We start from the raw sequence: 23,506 nt of genomic DNA, 5'->3' as shown, positions 1-23,506 counted from the left end.
CCTTAACAACGGCTGTGGCGCTGGGCGCTCCACGCCTCAGCGGCTAATAACTCTTCATCGTATTCCAGGATCCCCTGGCGGCCGGTAAACAGCGCTTCGTCCTGGCGGGCGCGATGCAGCCGGGTGCGGGAAAAGGTCGCACCGCGCAGATCCGCCTGGCGCAGGTCGGCGGCGGAAAAATCGCTCCACGTCAGATCGCAGAGCGCGAATCGCGCCCCGGCGGCCTGAACCCGCTGTAAAACGCTCTGGAACAACCTGCTCTGGCTAAAGTCGGCCTGCTCCAGTATCGCGCCGACAAATATCGCCTGGTCGAACAGGCTGCCGCGACACTGGGCGCCGCGCAGATCGGCCTCCATAAACAGCGCCTGGCTGGCGTTCACCTGATTGAGCTCTGCTTCACGCAATGACGCGCCTTTGAAATTGCACTGAGTTAGCTGGGCGCCGTTAAACTTCGCGCCGTCCAGCGGACAATCGGTGAACTGGCAGCCGGTAAAACCCTGCCTTGAATAGTCTTTGCCGCGCTGATCGCACTGGAAAAACACCAGCCGGTCGCACTGCATTCCGTCCAGCGCGGTGTACCGCAAATCGATATGGTAAAAGGTGGTCAACAGACCGCGGCTTTGTGCAAAGCTGGCGTGAGTCAGATCAGCCTCATAAAACACGCTGCGTTCCAGCGTTGAACCGCGAAAACGGCTCCTGCTCATCTGGCAACGCATAAACTGGCTGCTTTGCAGCGTCGTCGCCGAGAAATCGCTCTCTTGCAGGTCGCACTGATTAAACACGCAACTATCAAGCGTGGTTTCAGCGGCCTGAAGATGGGCCATTTCACACTGATTGAAGGTCGTCTGCTTAAGTTGGGCGCCTTGCAGCTGCAGGTTCTGCAGCTGGCACTCGGTAAACAGGGCTTCATGCAGATTGGCATTTTGCAGATTAGCGCCGCGTAGCGACACCTCCTGAAACAGTCCGCCGGAGAGATCGCAGCCCTGCAGGTTGATACCATCCAGCGATATTTCATTGAGTGGCTCGCCGTTTTTGATGCGCTGAACGATCTCCTCCGGGCTCAGTATCGTCATATCACTTCTCCATCGCGCTTCGGCAGGGTTTTAATGCGTTTGGTCCATGCGCCGTCCAGCCGCGTGGTTTTACTGGTAAAGGATTGTGAAAGATCGGCGCGGAACAGATTGGCACCTTCGAAATTGGCCCCGGCAAGCTGGCTTTTTTGCAGCAGCGCGCCCATCAGGTTGGCGTCGGTAAAATCGGCCTCGCGAAAGTCGGTGCGAACAAACAGACTGCCGACCAGATTCGCGCGCACAAAGCTGGCATCACGGCAATCGGCCTCACTCAGATCGCTGTTTTCGATTTTTGCCAGCGCAAAGCGCGCGCCCTGTAATGGCGTCTGGCGTAAATTGCTCTGCTGCAGCGTCGCGTGGCTGAAGTCGGCGCCGATAAGTGAACTTTCCGACACCGCAGCGCTGGCTAGCCATGTTGCAGCGCTAAAATCAGCGCGCTCCGCTATGGTCTGCACCAGCGAACAGCTTTCCAGCGTCGCCTGATGGAAAATGGCATGCTCCAGTTCAGATTGTAAAAACGAGCATTTGTGCAGCCGCGCGTGGCTGAAATCAGGTTGTGCCAGCGTCAGTTCCATAAAGACGCAGCCATCCAGGTCGGCACGCTGAAAACGGCAGTCAATCAGGCTGATTTCCCGAAGGATCAGCGTTTTTAGCGTCGCGTTATCGAAAATGCATTGCGCAAACAGCGCGTTCTGTAGCTGACTATCTTCAAAGCGAGCGCCGGTGAAGTCGCTTTGATGGCACTCCGCCAGTACCAGGCTGGCGCCGCTAAAATCACAGTTACGCAGCGACGAATGCTGTAGCTCCGTTCTGGCCAGCACGGCCCCCTGAAAAGAGGCGTTATCCAGCTGACAGTGGCTAAGGTCCGCGCATTCCAGTAACGCCTTTTCAAAATTGGCGCCGCGAAAATCCATGCCGGAAAAATCAACGCCGGTCAGATCCATCCCGCTAAAATTGCCGCCCTGCGCCATGGTACGCTCGGCGCGTTGGCGCAGGATCATCGCCAGATCGCCCTTCAGCCGGACCGCCGGCGGCTGATGCTGCACCGCGGCCAGGTACATCTGATGTAGCGCCTCGCGCGTTTGGGCGCGCTTTTTCTCGCTCAGTTCCTGCTGGTGCTGATGCAGCATTTCCTGCATCCGGTGCATGGATTCGGGGCCGCGCGGTTGGTTTTCATCGTTATTCAACTGCGGATAGTGCGCCTCCATCTCACGCTTGCGCTGTTGTGCATCATTCTCCATTTCCTGCGCCTGACGCTCCATGTCGGCGATAAACTCCGGCAGGTCTTCAAGCTTAGGCAACGTGGGTTCGTCGATATCCGCCAACAGGCTATCGATATCACCGCCGCTGGCTTCAATGGCGGCGCGGTGCTGTTCACGCAGCAGACGAGCGCGGTTTTTCATATTCTCCTGCTGCGGACTCGGCGACTGTTCAATTTCATTGTCGATCCACGGGCCGATGGTCTCTTCCGGTATGAGATCTTTTTCACGAAAGGAGAAGAGCGCGCCCTTCTCTTTATCCATTCGCTGGGCCAGTACCTTGCGATAGTGATTAAGCGAACGGGCGGCGCCCTCTTTTTCCAGCGCCGGGATCAGCTGCAGGACGTCGGCGGCATCGTCTTCATTGATACGAATGTGCCCCTGCCAGATAAGCATCATCTGTTCCCGATGGGGAAAGAACCATACCGTGGTGGCGCGTAAGGCAATTTCTTCGAATAGCGTTTCATCCGCGCGCTGGCGATGAATAAAACAGCGAGCCTGCCACGGCGGCAACTGGCCCTCCTGCATTGATTTCTCAGGATGCATATTCCAGATCCGCCATTTCGCCCCTGGCGGCAAGGTATCCCGATCCTCCCACCATTGATCCGAACTGGCGGCGTTAAAGACTTTCCAGTCAATATCGCGGGCAAAACCGGGAAACTCCTGTTGTAGCCAACTGGCATCATATTTTTTGCCCATTCGGCTAAAGCGCCGCGGCCACTGGATATCCAACGGGCCAAAACTTGCAGGCTGCGGTTTCTGCTGCGGCGAGCTTACTCTTCCCTCCAGCGGTTCAATATTCGGCAGAGGATGATGCTCGCGCCCCTGCTGTTTTACCGGCGCGACACCAAGACCGTGCGGGTTGTCGGCATAATCACCGCCGCCAAAGGCGCGGCTCCAGTCGAGGCGCATTTCGCTAAACGGCTGCGGTCGGGTCATACGTTGCCCCGTCCACTCGCGATCGCCGAACACCACCAACGACTTACTCAGTTTGTCGATATCGATGCGCGCCACGCAGGCGCTTTTTTCCTGCTGATGATGGGTATAGGCAAAACCGGTGGTAAGAAATTCGGCGCGGACTTTAGGGATGGCCATATCCACCACGCCGCCGCTGGTTTGCAGTTCGTCGGCGGCAAGCTGCCACAGTTCCATCTCGGGGCGCAGCTGGGGGTTTGGCCCCATATCCGCCAACGCCAGCACCGAAACGCCAAGATAATTTTTGCCCTGCCAGCGGAATGGCCGGTTCAGTACGCTCAGGCGTAAGGGTTTAATGATTTTCATATAGCCCTAATGCGATAGGTTCTTAAGGGGAATTGATGCTTAGCATCAGACATTACGATAATCGAGGTAGTAGAAATGTTGTGGGTCGTCCTGGTGAACGCGAATATTGATTAATTGATTCACCTGAACCTCAGATTGGTCTTGCGCGGGGAATATAACGCCGCGGATGCCCTGCAGTTCTTGCTCATGCCAATGATAACGAAGGGTCAAAATGGCTGAGTAGTGATTATTAATTCGCTGGTCGCGATCGTATTTGATCTGCAGGATGGTGGCCTTAACATTGACACCATTCATTTTCGTTTTTTTATCTTGTCGCGCAGAGCGTATATTCTGCATCGCAACCCAGGCCACAAAGAGCAATACTACCAGCGGAATGGCCCATGCCATGGTTAGCATTATGGTAGAGACGATTTCCATGTTATCTCCTGATTAGCTGTCACAAAAAAAGCGGCCTGTCATATAGCGCAATTCTCTGCGGGTTCGCCGGATCGTATTTAATCGTTGTGCCATTACCCGGCTTAAAACGCTCAATGTCGCTGAAATTCAGGGTGTAATTCAGGCTAGCCTGGACTTCCACCTGCTCGCGGGTCTTAAATTTAAAGATGAGACGATAGACCGGTTTACTTCCGCTCCAGGCGCTGGTCTGGTGTGCGGCAATTATATCCGCGTTGACCGCAATGCCGGATTGCAGGACCTCACTGTGGGTGAAACTATCCTTTAAATACGGGTAAAAATCCTGATAAAGAAAACGGGCCATGGGATAGATACCAAACACCAGGACAATCAGCCCCATGACGACAAAAAAGAGTATATCCATAGTGAATTAACCAGACTCCTCAATTTGCATTGCGGCAATTTTATTGCCACGCCCTTTTTTAACGACAATAGGTAACCCTTCATGTAATAAATGTATTTGTGATGGTGATATTAGCGCCTTGGCGCAAAGCAATGGGGGATGCCATCGATGCTAAAATATATATCGAAAAATAGATTATTACCGAGCATTTCACTCCATCTCCCAAGGTGTTGGTAATAACTTTTTGGGATTATCAGGCATGTAGTAGATGTAAATAGTATTGTTTCTCATGATTTTTACTATATTTTGCGGGGAAATATATTGTTTAGCCGTTGCCGTCACCGGCCCTGAGTCAGTATTGAAAGACAATTCCATTTTAAGTTTAGTGCTCCCTCCGCCACCCGCGCCAATTTTTTCCATGCTTAATATTTTAGCCTCGGTACGAATGCCATTTGCCTTAAATTTATCATAATTGGAGCCTGAACGATAACAATATAAGAACAAGCCAAACAAAATCACAATGGCTAGTATTAATGTTCCCCACATAGAGTCAAACATAATGATCCATTAATAATGAAGTTCACCACAAATTAGAAATTCTAAATGGTATATTGGCTTATTTCCACCCCACATACTAGTTTGATGTGCAGCAATAATATCGGCATTTACTGCGATTCCTGTTTTAAGAACAGCACTTTCAATAAACCCTGCTTTAATCATAGGGATAACGGAACTACGAAAATCTCGCCCAATAATATAGAATGCTATAAGGCATGCCGCAAGCAGAATATAAAACCACTTCGTATTTAAAAATCCATTTAATCAATTCCAGGTTATGATTTTATAGGCAGAATAAAACATCAAATATTACAGCGCCATTTAACATTTAATAATTAACGGAAGTAACCGCTATCTTTACAGGCGTGTCATTACTGTACTTTACTGATAATAACATTCCTTTCTTTAATTTATGAATGTCATTAGATCTCACAATGCCTTTCGCAATGTATTTTTTCACAGAGCCGGTTATATTCGCACTAAAATAGAAATCATAAATATAATCATTGCCGTACTTTGTTTCTGTCTGACGCCATGATTCTACCGGAACCTGGATTGTTTGACCGGGCCACTTATCTCTCGACAACCAGTTTTTAATTGCTGAAACTTCAGTTTTATTCGGTTTGAATGCAGCAAATGATATACCTAATGCTATGATTGTTATCATAATGCCAAAGATAAAAGATGGTTCCGTGATGACACTCATAGGGTTGCATCCGTTCTATTAACAAAAACATCATCGACAGTTTACTCCATATTATGTCGTGCATCGACTAGTATTAGCCTACGCTCATGACTGCTGTTTTTTTTGGGGGTACTCCCTGGTATTTGAACATTACAGGCATATCCTTTTTTAATTTAATGACTTCAGAGGTCTTTAACACAGTTGCTGCTTTATATATTTGAGCTTCACCACTCAAATTAGACTCGATAGTAAAAATATAGAAATGGTCAAAATTATTGGTAGTTGATGTTTGTTTCCATTCTTTTAATTTCCCTGTTGCTAATTCGCCGTTCCAGTTGTCCCTTGCAACCCAATTTCTTATTTCACTAAAATCTTCCTTCTGTCCCTTTAATCCTCTGAGACAGATGAAGATGAATATCAACATTACACCTAACGCAATAGGGCCTGAGTGTTCAGAAAGAAAATTCATACCTGCACCTGGCATGTTAAAACGCGTCGTTTCTAACGAGGCACATTAGAAATTGCCAAAGGTTTCCCATTGGAAGGGTCTGTAACAAAAACAATGGATTTAGTTTTACTATCTAGTTTAGCTCTATAAATAGAACCAACCTGGTAAGCATCAAGAGCTATTAATTGTATGGTTTCATCATGTTTTTCGAGTAGCCATGTTTTGTTATCAGCAGCATTTGCCACCCTCAAGTCCATTGTTACTACAGGATTATTGTTTATGAAAACCCCGCTTTGCTTCATTGATAAAATTGTAACATAAACATCGTCTCCCTGTTCCATTATACTGTGCTCTCTCTGTTGTGAATTTTTCACAATTCTATTTGCGAAATAAAAACACACAAAAATAATTAAAAACGTCAATACTGCATTTATAACCCAAGAGATAGACATATAATCCTCTGACTACATTAACATATGAAGTGCAAATAATGCGGTTCTTAGACTGCCGCTGTCAACCCGAGCCCCTTCGACTCGTTGAGCATTGATAACGGTACGACCAAATGTCATTCCTTGATGTGAAATATTTATTCCTGTTGCTGCATAGCTAACACCCTTAAAGGCGACACTTCCTGTTGAAATTGTAACATATTGGCCGATGAAATCCATTGCATTTTGGGCAAAGCTTTTCTTTTCTACATCGTTATGTTCAAAAACAGGAGAGTCAATAAAAACTTTTGTTTTGCTTTTTATTACTATTTCTTCTGGTGATTCAATCTTCACTTTTCCTGTAACGGCTTGCATCCAGGTGCCATCTATATCTACATTAACTTCCCCCTGAATATTTTGTTTTTGCCCTCCAGATTTTATAGTGAATACATCTCCGTTACCAATTGTCGTTTCTTTTTTTCCATTGATATGAATGGTTTCATTGGAGAGAACTTCCTCATTGTTATTCCCATCCAGAGTTAGCTTGCGATCACCTTTAATTTTTCGGATGTCACCTCCATTTTGTATATCTGTTTTTCGACCGTTTTTAATTATAGTTTCTTCACCATTATTATATTCTTTCAGCTCCAGATCTTCTACCTTAGTTGTTCTTTTCTTCTGATAATGAAAGGATGAATCACCAACGACAGTATCGCTTTGCTCTTTACCTATTGTGGTAGTACGGCAACCATCAATATTGACATGTTTATCATTCTCTACCGAGATCTTCATATCTTTCTCTGAATGCATCTCGACAGATTCATTGCCCGGATTATCTTCGAAGAACAAGAAACTGCTGTTATCAATATTCCCATCCTTACTCCGCGTCATAAAGCCCATCCGGGTGGCGTCGCCGGGGAGATCCCATGGCGGCATGCTGGCTTCATTATACACACGTCCGGTAACGATCGGGCGGTCAGGATCGCCGTTGATAAAATCAATGACCACTTCATCGCCGACGCGGGGAATTTGCACGCCGCCAAAGCCCTGGCCTGCCCAAGCGCTCGACACGCGAACCCAGCAGGAGCTGGTGTCATCGCCTTTAGCGTGGCGGTCCCAGTGAAACTTCACTTTGATGCGGCCATACCTGTCGGTCCAGATGCTTTCCCCTTCAGGCCCGACAACTTTCGCCGTCTGCGGGCCATAGGTGCGCGGCCAGTCGGTTACCTGCGCCGGGCGATAGACTACCGAAGAGGGGATCACTCTAAAATGGATTTGGTGCGAGATATCGCTATTGCCGCCGCTGGCGTAGCTGTTCTCTTCAAACAAGTAATCTGCGGCGGTCGTCAAATATTCGCCGTTATCGCTAAAGAATGGCGCATTGGTTAGGGTAAATGTTGCGCCGGGAGCGATGCCTACCGCGGTGGCGGACGCCTGGATCTGCTGATGTTCTACCTGCCAGCGCTCCTGGCGGATACGGGCGTAGAATTCACCGTGTCCGTGATCGACAAACCGCCCCGGCCAGTCGTACACGTCGATACTGCCCGGCGAGGGCGATGCCGGGTTCTGCCGCGCCTGAAACAGCCAGGCGTTAGGTTTACGGAAATCATAGTCATCGAGGCTGTAAATCCCCGGCGTCACGCTATCTTCCAGCGCCCACTGACCGATCCCCTCTTCAGTGGTAATACCGCCCGATGCTGTCTGGTGGTAGGGAATGGTTTCATAGCCGCTTACCGGTTGATGCTGGGTGGCTGAATCGGTCAGAACCATCGTATGTTTACCCGCCTCGTGGCGGAAATGGTAGGCAATCCCCTCCAGCTCCATCAGGCGGCTGATAAAGGCGAAACTACTTTCCTGATACTGGACGCAGTAATCCCAGACGCGGTAACTGCCGTTCAGCTTATCCTCAACGTTGACCTGGTATTCACTCAGCAACGTATTGATGATCTGCGGTACCGTCTGCCCCTGGAATATACGCAGGTTGCGGTCGCGTTTCATCGGCCATAAGTCGGGTTCAACGATCAGTTGGTAAGCGGCGTAGCGGATACCGCTCAGTTCAACGGCGCTCACCGCCACGCGGGTAATTTTACCGTTGAAATAACGCGAACTCAGCGCGTTTTGCGTCGGAATGGTCACGGTGACCGGCTGGCCAAGCAGCTTGCTGCGATCCAGACGCGCATCGCTGCCAAGCAGCGTTAAGCTGAGCTCGAACATTTCCGACATGGCTTCATGTCCGCTGAGTTTCCAGAAAAGCAGCCCCTCAACGGGGAGCTGAACGGTGATCCTGTTAGACATAATATTATTCCATTCAGGGGGATACAGTATATGCAGCACTAGCTGCGCGTTAACAATGGGTTCGGCAGATCGACCAGCACCTGTTGCGGGTCAAGGCGCAAGTAGCGTAACGGAATCGGCTTTCCCGGTTGAAAGTTTTGGATACGCGTAATATCAATAACGATATCCCGCTGACCGGTCAGCAATTCACCCTTTTCGTTAACGTAATTAAAATCGACGCTAATATTAATAAACCCGGAATTACCGCCCGAGCGGCTTCTCACATTTGTGATGGTGCCAGATACCGCAACGCCATCATTGTGGATAGCCGCTTTGAGTTTTTTATTTTTCGCATCGCGAATCAGCAATGACGCAAAAATATAAATAAACAGTAGGACCACGGCCAGAACGATTACGTTAGTAAAAATACTCATCTTCCACTCGTCAGTTTTGGCTTATCAACTCGATGGATTAATAAGCCAGGTTCCCGGTTTGGCGATCTCCAGCGTCTGCTCGCGGGTTTGTCCATTACCCTGCAGGGAAATTTCATAATGTCCCGGCGCCAGTTTCAGCGAGGCGAAGCCGTTTGTGGCCGGTTGCGTATTATGAGGTTCGCCATTGAGTTTAAGCTTTTCCCCTTCCCGCATGCGCACGTAAACCTGAGCAACAGGCGCCGCCGCGGCGGCAGGTTTGCTCTCTTGAACAGCAACGGGCGGAGCGGACTGCACGTTAGCGGACTGCACGTTAGCGGTCTGCGTTGTTACCGGTGGCGTAACTGCCGCTGGCGGCTGGGCGCTGGCGCTCTGTGCAGGTTGCACCTCGCTGCCGCCGCCGCTGAACAGCATACCGCCGGCAATAATGCCGACCAGTACGCCTGCGGCGACCATCCCCGGAACCTTATAGCGCCGCCAGTCTGTCGCGGCCGGCGCCTGTTCTTCCTCTTCGACCAGCGCCAGCATGGTGCCGGTTTTTTTGACCGACAAGACGTCATCGATACTGGACACCGGCATTTCAATCAGCTCGGCGAACGCGTCGATTGACTGGGGACGATCTTCCACCCGCAGCGCCAGAGCTTTATCCACCGCCTGTAGCAGCGGCAGCGAGTAACCCGCCGGCTTCAGTTCCGCCAGCGGCTGATAGTTGTCCTGAATACTCCGCACCACGCTCACCGGCGGCGGTGAACCCACGATCAGCGTATGCAGCACAGCGCCGACGGCATAAATATCGGTCCAGGCGCCCTGTTCGCTGTCATTATCGTCGGTATACTGCTCGATAGGCGCATAACCCGGGCGCAGCATAGTTTCGGTTTCGTCGGAGAGATTACCGATGGTCCGGCGCGCCGAACCGAAATCGAGTAGCACCGGCAGGCCGTTATCCTGGATCTGGATATTTTCCGGTGAGATATCACGGTGCAAATAGCCGGCGTCGTGAATGGTTTTAATGGCGCCGAATAGCATCGGCAGCATCCGGCGGATCCATGCCTCATCGATGAGGTTTGGCTGCTGTTCGCGCAGGCGGCTCAAGGTGGTGCCGCTATAAAACAGCGTGCCCATATAGGCGGTGTCGTTCTGAACCCAAAAGCGCAGCACGTGCAGCAAGTTGGGATGATTAAAGCGCGCCAGCAGCCGCGCCTCCTGGATAAAGCTGTTTAATCCAGCGGAGAACGCTTTGCTGAAGCGTTCGCTACGCAGTACCAGGGTCATATCTTCGTTACGTACCGCCAGCGACGAAGGCATAAACTCTTTTATCGCGATGGTACGTTCCAGCTGATGGTCCCAGGCGCGATACACAATGCCGAAACCGCCGCCGCCAATCACTTCCTTTATTTCAAATTCGTTAAAACGATACCCGACCGGCAGCGCGTTCAGGACAGTCCGATTGTTTTCGTGATCCGTCATCTTAAGACTCACTTTCTGATGGTGTTACGCGGCAAACTGACAATGAAACTCGCCTTGCGCATAGCTGATGCGCAGTTGCGTAAACTGCTCATCGTTACGGTTGGCGGTTAACAGAATTTGGCTCATCTGCGGCAGCAGCGTGTTGGTCAGAATCGCATCGACCATACGCCCGCCGGATTCCACTTCGGTACAACGCTGAACCACCTGCTCGACGACGCTGTCGTCAATCTCGCAGACAATGTTGTGATTGTCCTGCAGACGGCGCTGAATACGCGCCAGCTGCAGGCGCACGATTTGCCCCAGCATCGCATCGCTCAGCGGGTAGTACGGCACCACCAACAGGCGGCCGAGCAGCGCTGGCGGGAAGACCTGTAATAGCGGCTGACGCAGCGCGCCGCTCAGCGCGTCCGGCTCGGGTATCAGATCCGGGTCGGCACACATAGCGCTAATCAGCTCGGTACCGACGTTAGACGTTAAAATAATGATTGTATTGCGGAAATCGATATGGCGGCCTTCACCGTCTTCCATCCAGCCTTTATCAAACACCTGGAAAAAGATTTCGTGCACGTCCGGATGCGCCTTCTCGATTTCATCCAGCAGCACCACGCTATACGGGCGGCGACGCACCGCTTCAGTCAGCACCCCGCCTTCGCCGTAACCCACGTAACCCGGCGGCGCGCCCTTCAGGGTCGAGACGGTATGCGCCTCCTGGAACTCACTCATGTTGATGGTGATAACGTTCTGTTCGCCGCCGTACAGCGCTTCCGCCAGCGCCAGCGCGGTTTCGGTCTTACCCACGCCGGATGGCCCGCAAAGCATAAAGACGCCGACCGGCTTATTGGGATCGTCGAGCCGCGCGCGTGAAGTGCGCACACGTTTGGCGATCAGATCCAGACCGTGGCGTTGGCCAATCACTCGCTGGTTGAGCGTGTCGGCCAGGCTCAGTACGGCGTCAATTTCATTTTTGACCATCCGCCCCAGCGGAATGCCGGTCCAGTCAGCGACCACCGCCGCCACTACGTTCTCATCTACCGCCGCGAACAGCAGCGGCATCTCACCCTGCAGGGTTTTTAGCGCCAGCTGTTTTTCATTAAGCGTCTGGCGCAGCGCCGGCTCGGCGTCGTCATCAGCCTCCTGCAATTGCGCGCGCAACGCGATGACTTCATCAACCAACGCGCGTTCCTGCTCCCAGCGACGACTCAAGGTATCGCGTTCGGTTTCCTGCTGCTGACGCGCCTGCTTGAGTTGCTCAATGCGCTGAGCATCGCCAATCGCCACCCGGTTCTCGCGTTGGGCAATCTCCAGTTCCACATCCAGGGCGGCAATGCGCTGCAGGCAATCTTCCAACTGCGGCGGCGGCGCGCTTTGGCTGACGGCGACGCGGGCGCAGGCGGTATCCAGCAACGCGACCGCTTTATCCGGCAACTGCCGCGCGGGAATATAACGATGCGACAGCTTCACCGCCGCGTTAACCGCTTCATCAAGCAGCAGCACCCGATGGTGTTTCTCCAGCGGCGATACAGTACTGCGCAGCATCAGCAACGCTTTCTCTTCATCCGGCTCGTGGATTTGCACCGTCTGGAAACGGCGGGTCAGCGCCGGATCTTTTTCAATATATTTTTTGTACTCCGCCCAGGTGGTCGCGCCGATGGTGCGTAACTGTCCGCGCGCCAGCGCCGGTTTCAGCAGGTTCGCCGCATCGCCGGTGCCCTGCTGGCCGCCTGCGCCAATCAGGGTGTGGATCTCGTCGATAAACAGCACGATCGGCGTCGGGCTGGATTGCACTTCGTTAATTAACGCCTGAAGACGGGCTTCAAATTCGCCTTTCATGCCCGCACCGGCCTGCAGCATACCGATGTCCAGCAGCCACAGCTCAATATTACGCAACGGCTGCGGAACATCGCCTGCGGCGATCCGCCGCGCCAGCCCTTCCACCACCGCGGTTTTGCCGACGCCGGCTTCCCCGGTCAGCAGCGGGTTGTTCTGCCTGCGCCGCATCAGGATATCCACCATCTGGCGGATCTCCTCATCGCGGCCAACCACCGGATCGATCTTGCCCTCCTGCGCCCGCAGCGTCAGGTTCTGTCCGTACTGGGCCAGCGTACCCTGCGCCGTCGGCGTCGCGCCCGTGTTGGCCGTCTCCACCGCCGCCTGCTGGCTCTCTTTACTGGCGGTCAGCAGCGCTTCAAAGCTCTCGCTCAAGGCATCGACATTGATTTTGCTAAACTGCGGCGAAATGCCTTTCAGAACGTTAGCCAGATTCCAGGTTTTCAGCAGCCCTATTAACAAATGGCCGCCGCGGATGCGGTTGACGCCATATTTCAGCGAGCCATAAACCCACGCGCGTTCGACGGCGCTATCGATATGCTCAGAAAGGTCGGAGACCGAGCTGGCGCCGCGCGGCAGCGCATCCAGGGCCGCGATGATATCGCGGGTCAGCGCCTGCTCATCAAGGGCGAAATGGCGGATAATGTGTTGCAGATCGCCGTCCTGCTGCTGCATCAGCTGATGCAGCCAGTGCACCAGCTCAACGTAAGGGTTGCCGCGCAGTTTACAAAAGGCGGTTGCGCTTTCCAGCGAGGTAAACAACAGCGTATCCAGTTTGCCGAAGAGTACGGCACGGCTGATTTCTGACATGTTCGGTTCCATTGATAACATTAATAAAGGTGTCAGAGAGCAGACGACATCAGGCGTCGCTCTGCTCCACGCTAAACACTAAATCGCCACGCGGCTCGGGGGCTGGCTGGTGGCCAAGCCAGGTGCTGTAACCCAGTTTGCCGTCGCCGCTGAGGACCGTACCGGGTATTTCATCGCCGCGGATAAGTACCCTGACATCCCATGCATATTCGATCCCAAGATACTGACGGATCCAGTCGCGTAATTCGTTCACCGCGTTTTCGCCCGGCAAAAAACGGGCGTATTCGGCGGCGCTAAGCGGGCCGATTTCAAGGCGGAATTTATGCTGAACATCGCGTACCGCGACGCCGAGAAACGCCGAGACGCCCAGGCGAGGTAAACGCCTTCCCGCCCCCAGTTGCGCTTGTTCTCGCGAGGTCAGCGGCATCCACTGCGGCACGTTGCTGATAATGTTGACCGGGACTTTGAAGTAATTTCGCAGGATCTTCTCCAGCCCTTCCGGATCCCGACCATGGCGGCTGAGATGGCCTGCGTGGGTGAAACGCGCATGCGGGCTCAGGTCGCCCTTCTCCAGTTGCCCCGGCTGACCCATGCCGATGAGTGAGGCGAGATAGCGCTCAAAGCGGCGGTTATCCGCACGGTCTAACGATACCGTTGGCTGCGCGTCGGCCCAGGCGCGGTAGAACAGTAGTGTCAGGCGGTGGTGAAAGAGATCGGCAAAAGCGCTCAGGCTGTCGTCCTGATGATGATGAATACGCTCGCGGGCGTATTCGGTCATATGAACCGGCAGCGGGCCATTGGGGCCGAACAGACCGAAGCTGAGAATCGATATCTCATGCACCGCGCTATTTGCCCGTTTTTGCGCGCTGGCCAGCGTTGCTGGCGCAAACCCCATTGATGGCGTTTGCCCGATGCGCAGCGATTCAAATTTCGGCAGCGGCGCGCGCCCAAGCGGGTAACGTTCGCCCCCTTGCGCGTCAATGCGGCGCAGCAGATGAAAAAGATCGTAGCGCCAGGGCGCGGCGGTAACCTCGCGCCAGAAAACGTCCGCCAGCGGCTTCAGGCGATGAATGGTAGCCAACGTGTCACTCATATCAGCGCCCTTTTCCCCATTCGCGGCGCCCAGTAACCGATTTCGCCGCGCTGCTGGCTACATAAGGTGAATTCGGTAAAGCTGTTGAGCGACACCAGCCGGGCAAAGACCCGTTCCAGTACGCTGCCAAACAGCCACGGGCTGGCGCCGGAAAAAGCGCGTTCATCAACGGTTAAGGTAATGCCGATACCGCGGGCGAAGACGATCGGCCCCGGCTCCGGAACCCGGCGATGAACCGGCTCCAGCACGCAGTGGCGTACCCCTTCGATTTGGCGAGCCACGGCGGTCTCCGCCAGCCCGGCATACAGCCCAAGCAACTGGCGCAGCGCCGCGGCGCCTTCGCCATTTTCACCGTCCATCAGGCTGAGATAGTTCATCTGCAGCTGGCTTATCAGCCGCCAGGTGCTGAGCCCTTCCGCCAGCGCCGGTCGCGGCGGCGTTGGGCCGCTACGCATTTTCAATGTTTTTACCGGTAGCGAATCCGCCAGCACGAATTGCCCCAGCTCCTGTTGTAGCATCAACGGCAGATCGCGGCTGGTGCACAGCACCTCGGCGGTGATGTAACGCAGATCTTCCTGCCACGGCGCATGCTGCTCATCGACCAGTGAGACAAAGGTCTCAGAGCCGGTATAGCCGGTACGCGTGCCATAGCGCAGCGCGTGTTCGGAAAGCACCCGCTGTTCGCGGCGCAGTGAAAAATAAGCGCCGTAATCTCCGGCATCCTTGCTCCATGAACTCCAGAATGGACGGAACTCGCGATCGTCGCGGTGACCATCGGCACTGCCGTGAATTTTACTCACCGAATAGATTTCATAATCCAGCGGGCGGATGTTATCGACCACCAGATGGTATTCATGTTGGCTGTCGCTCAGCGACTGGCGGGCGGCGATTTTCGGAAACAGGTTAATCACCGGCGTGCAGTGCAACGCGAAGTGGTTAGCTTCCACCACTTGTTCCAGCCGGTCGTCGGTTTTATCCAGCAGAACAATAATATCGAAGGATTTTTCTTCCTTGCACTGACCGATTAACTTGCTGAGGCCGTTAATACTGATAAAGCGGAAGCGCGCCGGGAAGGCAAAGTATTCGTGCAGCAACCGGTAGCCGTCAAAATTGCGAAGATCTTCCGGTAACAGCGCCTGATTGGCGGCGAAACCCTCTTGTTGTATAGCCTCTTCGCTCAGCGAAAAACGCAGCGGATCGCGCCCGGTGGTCTGGCACACCACGCCGACCTGGTGGGCAAGAATCAGCTCCAGCAGGCGTAGCGCCTCAATATCCGGGCCGCTTAAGAAAAACGCCAGCCGGTCAAAGGTCAGATGGCCAAGATGTTGAGCCCCTTCACAGCTGATACGCAGGCGCAAAGCGCTGACGGCGCCGCGCTGGCTTAGCCCAAGCGCGGCCAGCGGCACATCGGCGGGGATCCCACCGAGTTCGGCTTTCTCAATACGCAGCGGCAACAGCGTGACATCGTGCGCGGTGGTATAGCTACAGGTGACGCCGTTTTTCTTCAGTACCTGGCTGTCCATCATCGTACCGCGCGGCACCACGAAACCTTTACTCAGATCGCCTTTATTAATGTCCGGCTGCAGTTCGGCTATCGCCATCGACGGCGTAGGCGCCAGATAATTGGGCGCGATCATCTCCAGCAGGCGCTGTGAAAAGCGCGGGAATTCGGCGTCCATTTTTAGCTGCACGCGCGAAGTCAGAAAGGCGAAACCCTCCATCATCCGCTCAACGTAAGGATCGGCGACCTCAATACCGCGCATGCCCAACCTGCCGGCAACCTTCGGATAGCGTTCGGCGAATTCAGCGCCCATCTCACGCAGATAGGCCAGCTCGCGGTTGTAATATTCAAGCAGTTTGCCTTCCATCGTTACCCCGCGTCTTTCAATTCAAAGTGGCCATTTTCGAGATCCACATCGGTACGGAACAAAAACTCTAATGGATACGGTACGCACCACAGACGCCCTTTAATTTCAATCGACAGGACGTTATGTAAATCCAGTGACTGGGTATCAGAAATACAGCGGACCTGCAGCCCCTGCGGCAGAATGCGCGGTTCGAAGCTAATAATCGCCTCGGTAAGTTTGCGTTGTATATCCTGCCATTCAATATCCGACATCCGTTTCCCGGCCAGCGGCGCGACGCCGAAATTAACCACCGAACGGCGCACGTGCGCCAACGCGGCCAACGCCTGCGGATCGTCATGATTGATGGTATTAAACAGCCACTGCAGATCGCGCAGCACGTGACGGCGCAGCGTACTGTGGGTGATCAGGTTGCTGTTAAGCGGCTCCGATTTTTTCTGCGGCTGATTATCGGTCAGGCGGTCGAGCAGCGACGGCTGCATCTTATCGCGGGCGCCAATGGTCTCTTGCTTACTACGCGCCTGCCAGCCGCTGCGCAGCGCGTCACCGTCGCGTACCGGTTTGTTCATGCAAAACTCACCACGTCGAGAGAGAGAATCGGGAATTCATCGTTATCGTTAAGCCACACTTTCTGCCCGTGGCCCTGATACAGCGCGCCTTCGTCGTCCAGCGGCTGCCACTCGGTGGCGCGGCCCAGCTGGAAGCGCGCCTCCGCCTGCGGCGTGACAGGGTAACGCGCGGGGATCTGACACACTTGCTCGCTACCATCGGTCAGGCGTACCAGCGCATGTCGCCACACCAGACAGGTGACACTCGCCGGGGCCTGAAAACGAATTTCGGCGATAGCGGCGAACGGCAGCCAGCAATACCGGCCATTGACGATAAGTTCGCAAACCGGGCCCAGACGCGCGTCGCCGTCCATCAACCAGTGAAAAGCGACCGCGGGGGTATCCGCCTGATTGAGATTGCCAGGATTAAGGGGCGCCTGTTCAAAGGCGGCCAGCCGCTGTCGCTGGGCGGTTTCTGAATCAGCACAAAGCGCGGAGGCCAGCGCAGACAGCCACGGCCACTGGCTGTCCGGCATCTGCGGGCGGGCGCTGCCGGCAAATACCGCATCGCGCTGCTGCTCGCCCTGAATGCTCTGTTCCAGCAGGGTGACCGTTGGCCTGGCCTGCGGCTTCAGCGCCAGCCAGCTTTTTAGCTGCGCCAACGCGCGCGTCCAGTTACCGCTCAGGCATAGAAACTGGACGAACGCCGCACGTAAATCGGCATCGGCGGGACGGCTTTTGATCTCGCTTTCCAGGCGCTGCAGCGCCGCGCCGACGCTTTCGCCAGCCAGCTGTTGATATAGCGTGTTCATCGTCGCTCCTTAGTTCGCCGCGCGCCATGCGCCTGCCGCCGGGTTACGCAGCAGCGGGTGCAGGCCGTCGATCAGCACAACGTTGAGTTTGATATCCGGCGCCAGCCACGGCGTCCAGACGCTACGCGCCGCCTCTATCCGCGCCTGTAGACGCGACGGATCGTTGGCCAGTTCGCGAGACATTTCGATAGCCAGCGTGCCGGTCATCTGCCAACCGTTTTGCCCGGGGTCATAAGGCAGGATCATCCAGCTTTGTTGAGCGTTTTCATTGCTGACTACCATGCGTTGGTTATTGACCGCGGTGATCAGCAGTTTGTTGGGGTCAGCGGCGGCATTGAGACCCGCCACCGGGAAGCCGTGCACAAACGTCACGGTGCTCTGCTTTTCTTTACCGTTAACGGATTGAGTGATGACGGTGCGACCGCTCAGCCAGCCGCCCTTTTCGCAACTACCGGATTCAACAGCGGGAATGAATAAGGCGGCGGCGCTTTCCTGCCAGAAGGTGCGCAGTCGACAGCCGCCCTGCAATGTGAACTCCTGCCACGGCGTACGGTCGGCGGCGGGGGACAGTTTTTCCGCCTTCTCTTCCGGCGGCAGCCAGGCTGGCGCGACGGGCTTTTCCGCCGCCGCGGTATCGGCCGGCGCGACTTTTACCGCCCATTTTTTGTTTTTCGCCGCGCTCCCCTGAGCGATATGCCCATTGTTAGCGTCAACCAGCGTCCAGTTCAACTGCTGCAAACGCGAACACTGATGCTCCATTAATGCGCCGACGCGCGGTAGGAAGTTATCCAGTATCTTAACGTTCTTATTGCCATTGGCGACGATGCGTAGCGCCACTTCATTAGCGCACCAGCTCTGCGCGGTATTACCCTTGATGTTATCGATCCAGACATCCAGTTTTTGCGAAGGCGATTGCACGATACGGTAGTTTTCCGCCTGCGCGACGCCGGTGGCGGCAAATAGTGCCGCACCCAATATCCAATGTTTCATAAAAATCCTTCTTAGCCTGTCTCAATCCCGCAGGGGGAAAAATTGCGCGGCGTCGGCCAGCGAGTGCAGCAGCGTCGCCTCTTCCGGACTGCCCATCCATACCGCGACGGCGCTGTAGTTGTCCTGCGAGGCCTGGTCGCCGTCATTGTTTCTCTGAAGATACTGATTCATCAGGGTTAACCACTCCTGCGGGGTGTTGACCATCTGCAGGGAGGATTTCATCTGCTCTTCGCCGACGCCGTGCCAGAAACCGTCGGTACAGAGCAAAAAGGCATCGCCATCTTCTACCGGCACCACATCGCTATAGCTGGCTTCCGCGCCGTCGCTGGCCATGCCTAACGCCCGGTACAGCAGATTACTGTTAATATCGTCGGTCTGATGTCCGGCATCTTTCATCTGTTGGACCAGACTGTGGTCAGTGGTGACGTGGTACAGCCAGCCGCGGCGAAACAGGTATAACCGGCTATCACCGGCGTGGGCCCAATAGGCCAGCTTATAATCGCGATCGATAAACAGGCTCACCAGCGTGGTGCCCATTCGCCGATAATCCGGCGTCGCCTGCTGTTGCTGGAGAATGGCGCCGTTGGCCTGCTGTACATACTGGCGAATGGTCTGGGCGTTCAGATGATTATCGCCGTCAAACCGATCCAGAATCGCGTTGCGCGCCAGTTCCGCCGCCACCTCGCCGCCGGGCAACCCGGCAATACCGTCGCAGACCACAAAGCAGGCGGAGCGCTCACCCACGCATTCGCCGGTCTGATCCTGATTGCTGGCGCGCGTTCCCTGGCGGGAAAGAGAAGCCGTGGTAATGTCCATTATTCTTCCGATCCGCTCTGTGAGTCTTTGTACTGATTCACTTCCATGTCATAGGCATAGAGGAACGCTTCGCCAAACAGGGTGTGGAAATCGTCTTCAATTTCCCCGGCGGTTTCGCCGTAGGTACGGACAAAATAGTCCCATAACGCCGCTTTGCGGCTGGCCGGAAGCGCCAGACGCGAAGTGTGGCCATCGCGTTTAGCCTCTTCTTCCAGCTGCTCGGGGTTAAAGGACTGCAGCATCGCGGCGATAATCGCGCGGATCCCCGAGATCATCCCTAACTGATGGGCCTGCAGGTCAATCAACGCATCGCGTACCGATTTTTTCGGCGGCATAAAGCCCGGCATCCGCGCGCCGAACATCTGCATCAGCACGGTTTTGCCCGAAGGCAACAGCTTGAACGGGTTATTGGCGTCGTCCAGTACCATGGTCATATCGGCTTTGACACCGCGTTTGAGGATCGAACGCGAAGAGAGCAGCGCGACGGTTCCCTGCGAGAACATGCTCAGCATTTGGCCAAGCTGTCGCATATTCTCTTTGTCGAACTGCGGGACCGGCTGCATATCGCCGAGCCCCATGCCTTCCAGTAAGGCCTCCAGTAACTCTCCCTGCAGCACTTCGCCGTTACTCGGCTGCGGCGTGCTGGTCGCCTGATGTTCATGACGCACGGGATCGATACGCAAGCGCCCTTTTGGCGTTTGGGCGGCTTGCCGCGCCACGGCCTGCGGCGTCGGTAAGGTTATTTCCGGCGCTTCTTCACGCGCTGCCGCGGGCGGCTCCTGCGGCGGCTGGGCCATCAATAATGGCGAATCAAAAGCGGCATCAGGCTCGTCGGCAACCGTTTTAGCAGGCTCTTCGTTGCTGAAGGCATCTACCGATGTCAGCGGCGCGCCGCCCATTAGCCCCAGCGGATCGTCATGACGCGCGGTTTTGGCGCTAGCGTCGCCGCCAAAGAGCGCCAGCGGATCTAATTCTGCCTGCGGCTCATCGGCGACAGGCTGAGCCGGTTTTTCAACTGGCGGCACCAGCGTCGTTGGCGTAACGTCGGCAAAGATACTATCGCGATCAAATGGGGTGTCATCGGCAAACAGGTCGTCCGTCGCCACCGGCGGGCGCTCAAACAGCGGTTCGCTATCAGCGAACATCGCCAGCGGATCTTCCGGATTACGTTCAGCAGGCTTCGGCTCTGCGAAGGGATTCGGCGCATTATCGGCCTGCGGCTTAGCCCGGCTGCTGGAAATACTGTCGGCAATCGAGAATTCCTGCATCAGGCTATCCCAGATTTCTGACGGCACCGCGGTTGGCGCGGCTTCCGCCACGGTGGGCGCTGCGGATGGCGCAGGTGTTGACGGTTTCGCAGTGACAGGCGGCTGACCGCTCGCCGCCATTCGGCTTATCGGTTGGCTATCCTGCAGCAGATCGCTGACTTCGATACGATAGTCGTCAATGGCGAGGATATCGCCATCCTGGAGTTCAACCTGACGCCCCCGCTCCAGCGGGATCTCGTTGAGTACCACCCGCGTCACGTTGCCGCGATTGGTAATTTTGCACTCGCCGTCTGCCGCCACGTGAACGATGGCCTGCAGGCGAGAAATGGCGCGGTCGTCATCCGGCAGCACCAGGTTATTGTCCGTACCGCGCCCAATGGTACCGCCCGGCGCGTAAAAGTCACAGCTGCCCTGCGGGGGCTGATGACCGGCTTTGGTCGAAATAATCGTGAATCGCATAGCCTATTCCTGCTGATATGATTGGCGCACAAACGCTGCCGCTCTCGAAATAAGAACGGCGGCGTTTGCGGGGGCACATTTTATTCAGTCTGTGTAAGCTTAAATTGCCCTGAAGCACTTTCTACTAAGGAGAATCGAGCACCATAACGAACGGAATCGTTTTTACCAGACACCTTTAGTGCAACATCATATTCTCCAGCTTGCCATGTAATACCACTCCATTGGTGACACTGCTGGCTATTTAACATCGCGGTAGGGCTGAACGTCGCTGGCGGTGATATTGGTTTCCATTCATTGGCCGTTTTTTTCATAATGGTGGGCGAAGAACTAGTGATAGGCGCTTCCAGCCCTGAGTTAACGGGGAGAGCAAAACAAGGTTCATTGTTTTTTAGTGTTACTGAAAACGTCTGATATTGTGCCGGGTGAGGTACACAGGCGTTTATCATGATTGTGAACGCCAATATAATAAAAAATTTACTCATAACCATGCCCGCCGATCAATACATTTCACCATTAGGCGTCATTACAACATTATTTGATTGCATGTTAAATGGTAAGTAAATTTTATTATGTCCTTTAACTTCAGAATATTTTATTGCGTCGCCAAAAACCAAACGTGCTAATGCTATCTCGCCGATAGTAAGAGAACGATAACCCCCTTCCTGCAAATTTGCCATGTATCCTTCCTCCTTGATTGAGAATGGCCGGGGAAAATCCCCGGCACGTAGGCAATTATGCTTCTTTATTTTCTTTGATATTCCAGCCGGCGCTGCTTTCTGCCCCTTTACCGCCAGCGGAAGTCTGCTCCCAGTACTGCTGTTTCACTTTCGCCGCCTGGAAGGCATAGGTTACGCCAACGGTGTCGCCGTTATCGGCGCCGGTGTACTGCACGGAAGTCACCAGTACATCTTCGAGGGTGATTCGCGCATATTCAACCTGCTGACCACCGGCTTTGCAGACCGAAAGTTCAACTTTGGTCAGGTGCTTGCCGCTGGAGCAGTGCTTCAGAATCGCGGTGGTGGATTTGTCGATCAGCGCATTTACGTGCAGGTCGTTGAAATTCACTTTACCCGCACCGCCACCGCCGCCCACGCTCATATTACCCGGCTGGGATGCGCCCCAGGAAAAAGAGGTAATATCAGTCCAACCGGTGTGATTAGAATCTTTTGATTCACCGGTTACACCCTCGACCTTCAGAAACATATCAATAGCCATAATATCTACTCTTCGTTAATGAAAATTATTGCTTTCGAAAAAGCACTTATATGGCAAACAGGAAAGCATGGGGCTGAATAAAACCATCCATATTTTACCTCTGCCTCAGAGCAACAGGCTTAAGCCCATTGCTGGTCTTAACACTCATGCTGTGAAATAGCAGGAATGCAAAGTTGAAATTAATGCGGGTTATCCTGATTCCAGGTTTTATTAGGATCACCGATGATTATCTGCGAAGTTAATTGATCCAGTTCCGTACTATGATAAAGGCGCAAACAATTCAAAGTGACGCCCTGAATTGCGGGTTGTCTCTCGGAATGAAAGTCATTGGTGGCACTTTTGTATTTAGTAATAATGGCGTTAATTTTGTCATTACCGTTTTCAATATCGAAAGGCACCCACTCCAGCAACGCATTGCTACTGCGCGCAGCATCCACAGAAAACTGACTTTTATCATCGGCTACCTGCGCCAGACAGCGGGATAAAACCACGTCTTTAACAACCTGCTTATAGGGTAGCTGTTTAACAAACAATACCGGGTCGTCCCAGGCATAAGCCGACGCACTGCTAGCAAGCAGCAGACTGATAATGATTCTGTTCATGGCAACTCCCAAAAATTGGCTTTGGTCGTCGTGTAATTAGTGTCCTGGGCATTGAAATAACAGTGATCCGAACAGGTTAAGCCATTCCAAAAAGTGGCATGGCCAGCGGCATCGCTCCAGCCCTGTACTTCGAACAAAATCACGCCTTTTGTATTAGCTAACTGCTGAACGGGTAAAGAAGGATAACTAACGATCATATCGGGGTTACCCCACTGGCGGGTCAGCCAGGCGATAACATCTTTAACCCGGAAGAAATACCATTTGTTATCTGCGCCAGATACTGTCAGTCCGGCAATACGCGGCACTGGATGCCCGGTATAGTTCAACACATAGCTCATGCGTACGGCACAGCTATTTGACCAGCCACCCTGCTGTTCCGGTATTTCAAAGTTGTGTTTCACTTTTCCACCGATGACTCGCTTAACTTTACCAATAGGATCGTTAGCGTCGTAAATGCGCGTTGCCGCCGCCCATGCGGCAACAAAAGAAGGTCTGGCGTTCATT

At 54.0% G+C, this 23,506-nt stretch carries 24 protein-coding genes; all 24 read right to left on the bottom strand.

The features are described from left to right. Positions 1-2: 2 nt before the first annotated feature. The gene (locus PGQ95_RS07795) at positions 3-1,073 is read right to left on the bottom strand and encodes a pentapeptide repeat-containing protein (protein WP_430917588.1); all 1,071 of its coding nucleotides are present in this window, start codon (positions 1,071-1,073) and stop codon (positions 3-5) included. Further along, on the bottom strand, positions 1,070-3,610 hold the full coding sequence (locus tag PGQ95_RS07790; RefSeq protein ID WP_430917586.1) for a DUF2169 family type VI secretion system accessory protein: 2,541 nt from the start codon (positions 3,608-3,610) through the stop codon (positions 1,070-1,072). Before PGQ95_RS07790 ends, PGQ95_RS07795 begins: the two co-directional genes overlap by 4 nt. Before the next feature lie 45 nt (positions 3,611-3,655). Further along, positions 3,656-4,027 carry a hypothetical protein gene (locus PGQ95_RS07785; protein ID WP_045394322.1) on the bottom strand — a complete coding sequence of 124 codons (372 nt, stop codon included), beginning with the start codon at positions 4,025-4,027 and terminating at the stop codon, positions 3,656-3,658. 19 nt (positions 4,028-4,046) lie between these two features. Then, complete coding sequence (locus PGQ95_RS07780) at positions 4,047-4,427, bottom strand: DUF3592 domain-containing protein (protein WP_430917584.1); 381 nt, start codon at positions 4,425-4,427, stop codon at positions 4,047-4,049. 189 nt (positions 4,428-4,616) lie between these two features. Further along, on the bottom strand, positions 4,617-4,964 hold the full coding sequence (locus tag PGQ95_RS07775) for a DUF3592 domain-containing protein (RefSeq protein WP_430917582.1): 348 nt from the start codon (positions 4,962-4,964) through the stop codon (positions 4,617-4,619). Positions 4,965-5,292: 328 nt separating this feature from the next. Next, the gene (locus tag PGQ95_RS07770; RefSeq protein ID WP_430917580.1) at positions 5,293-5,670 is read right to left on the bottom strand and encodes a hypothetical protein; all 378 of its coding nucleotides are present in this window, start codon (positions 5,668-5,670) and stop codon (positions 5,293-5,295) included. A 73-nt stretch (positions 5,671-5,743) separates the two neighbouring features. Beyond that, complete coding sequence (locus tag PGQ95_RS07765) at positions 5,744-6,118, bottom strand: hypothetical protein (protein ID WP_271032534.1); 375 nt, start codon at positions 6,116-6,118, stop codon at positions 5,744-5,746. Positions 6,119-6,150: 32 nt separating this feature from the next. Next, positions 6,151-6,549 carry a hypothetical protein gene (locus PGQ95_RS07760; protein WP_045360889.1) on the bottom strand — a complete coding sequence of 133 codons (399 nt, stop codon included), beginning with the start codon at positions 6,547-6,549 and terminating at the stop codon, positions 6,151-6,153. Between the two features lie 12 nt (positions 6,550-6,561). Then, a complete protein-coding gene (locus PGQ95_RS07755; protein ID WP_271032535.1) occupies positions 6,562-8,820 on the bottom strand; it encodes a type VI secretion system Vgr family protein in 2,259 nt (752 codons plus the stop codon). A 38-nt stretch (positions 8,821-8,858) separates the two neighbouring features. Beyond that, on the bottom strand, positions 8,859-9,233 hold the full coding sequence (locus PGQ95_RS07750; protein ID WP_032708080.1) for a DUF3592 domain-containing protein: 375 nt from the start codon (positions 9,231-9,233) through the stop codon (positions 8,859-8,861). Between the two features lie 24 nt (positions 9,234-9,257). After that, positions 9,258-10,697 (bottom strand): serine/threonine protein kinase, encoded by a 1,440-nt coding sequence (locus PGQ95_RS07745; protein WP_430917577.1) that lies wholly within the window; start codon positions 10,695-10,697, stop codon positions 9,258-9,260. Positions 10,698-10,721: 24 nt separating this feature from the next. Next, positions 10,722-13,334, bottom strand: a complete 2,613-nt coding sequence (gene tssH / locus PGQ95_RS07740; protein WP_430917575.1) for a type VI secretion system ATPase TssH — start codon at positions 13,332-13,334, stop codon at positions 10,722-10,724. A gap of 49 nt (positions 13,335-13,383) precedes the next feature. After that, a complete protein-coding gene (gene tssG / locus PGQ95_RS07735) occupies positions 13,384-14,427 on the bottom strand; it encodes a type VI secretion system baseplate subunit TssG (RefSeq protein WP_430917573.1) in 1,044 nt (347 codons plus the stop codon). Further along, positions 14,424-16,295: a type VI secretion system baseplate subunit TssF gene (gene tssF, locus PGQ95_RS07730; protein ID WP_020078759.1), complete on the bottom strand. Its 1,872-nt coding sequence runs from the start codon at positions 16,293-16,295 to the stop codon at positions 14,424-14,426. Before tssF ends, tssG begins: the two co-directional genes overlap by 4 nt. A gap of 2 nt (positions 16,296-16,297) precedes the next feature. Beyond that, entirely contained in the window at positions 16,298-16,861 is a 564-nt protein-coding gene (gene tssE / locus PGQ95_RS07725; protein WP_015705452.1) for a type VI secretion system baseplate subunit TssE, read from the bottom strand. After that, complete coding sequence (locus PGQ95_RS07720; protein WP_430917571.1) at positions 16,858-17,652, bottom strand: type VI secretion system accessory protein TagJ; 795 nt, start codon at positions 17,650-17,652, stop codon at positions 16,858-16,860. The genes tssE and PGQ95_RS07720 overlap by 4 nt, the downstream gene beginning before the upstream one ends. 9 nt (positions 17,653-17,661) lie before the next feature. Next, positions 17,662-18,642, bottom strand: a complete 981-nt coding sequence (locus tag PGQ95_RS07715) for a hypothetical protein (protein WP_430917569.1) — start codon at positions 18,640-18,642, stop codon at positions 17,662-17,664. Positions 18,643-18,663: 21 nt separating this feature from the next. Further along, positions 18,664-19,458, bottom strand: a complete 795-nt coding sequence (locus PGQ95_RS07710; RefSeq protein WP_015705455.1) for a PP2C family protein-serine/threonine phosphatase — start codon at positions 19,456-19,458, stop codon at positions 18,664-18,666. Further along, on the bottom strand, positions 19,458-21,185 hold the full coding sequence (tagH, locus tag PGQ95_RS07705; protein ID WP_348854682.1) for a type VI secretion system-associated FHA domain protein TagH: 1,728 nt from the start codon (positions 21,183-21,185) through the stop codon (positions 19,458-19,460). Before tagH ends, PGQ95_RS07710 begins: the two co-directional genes overlap by 1 nt. Before the next feature lie 80 nt (positions 21,186-21,265). Further along, complete coding sequence (locus tag PGQ95_RS07700) at positions 21,266-21,673, bottom strand: putative T6SS immunity periplasmic lipoprotein (protein ID WP_213316095.1); 408 nt, start codon at positions 21,671-21,673, stop codon at positions 21,266-21,268. A gap of 9 nt (positions 21,674-21,682) precedes the next feature. Beyond that, positions 21,683-21,862, bottom strand: a complete 180-nt coding sequence (locus PGQ95_RS07695) for a hypothetical protein (protein WP_113373352.1) — start codon at positions 21,860-21,862, stop codon at positions 21,683-21,685. A 55-nt stretch (positions 21,863-21,917) separates the two neighbouring features. Beyond that, on the bottom strand, positions 21,918-22,400 hold the full coding sequence (locus PGQ95_RS07690) for an Hcp family type VI secretion system effector (RefSeq protein ID WP_015366565.1): 483 nt from the start codon (positions 22,398-22,400) through the stop codon (positions 21,918-21,920). A 179-nt stretch (positions 22,401-22,579) separates the two neighbouring features. Next, positions 22,580-23,002 carry a T6SS amidase immunity protein Tai4 family protein gene (locus PGQ95_RS07685; protein WP_113373351.1) on the bottom strand — a complete coding sequence of 141 codons (423 nt, stop codon included), beginning with the start codon at positions 23,000-23,002 and terminating at the stop codon, positions 22,580-22,582. Continuing rightward, a complete protein-coding gene (locus PGQ95_RS07680; RefSeq protein ID WP_182941316.1) occupies positions 22,999-23,505 on the bottom strand; it encodes a type VI secretion system amidase effector protein Tae4 in 507 nt (168 codons plus the stop codon). Before PGQ95_RS07680 ends, PGQ95_RS07685 begins: the two co-directional genes overlap by 4 nt. Between the last annotated feature and the right edge of the window lies 1 nt (position 23,506).

Source organism: Klebsiella sp. 141240, assembly GCF_050600805.1.
Taxonomy (GTDB): Bacteria; Pseudomonadota; Gammaproteobacteria; order Enterobacterales; family Enterobacteriaceae; genus Klebsiella; species Klebsiella aerogenes.
The sequence above is the reverse complement of the archived record's forward strand: the minus strand, read 5'-3'. Positions and strand labels throughout refer to the sequence as shown.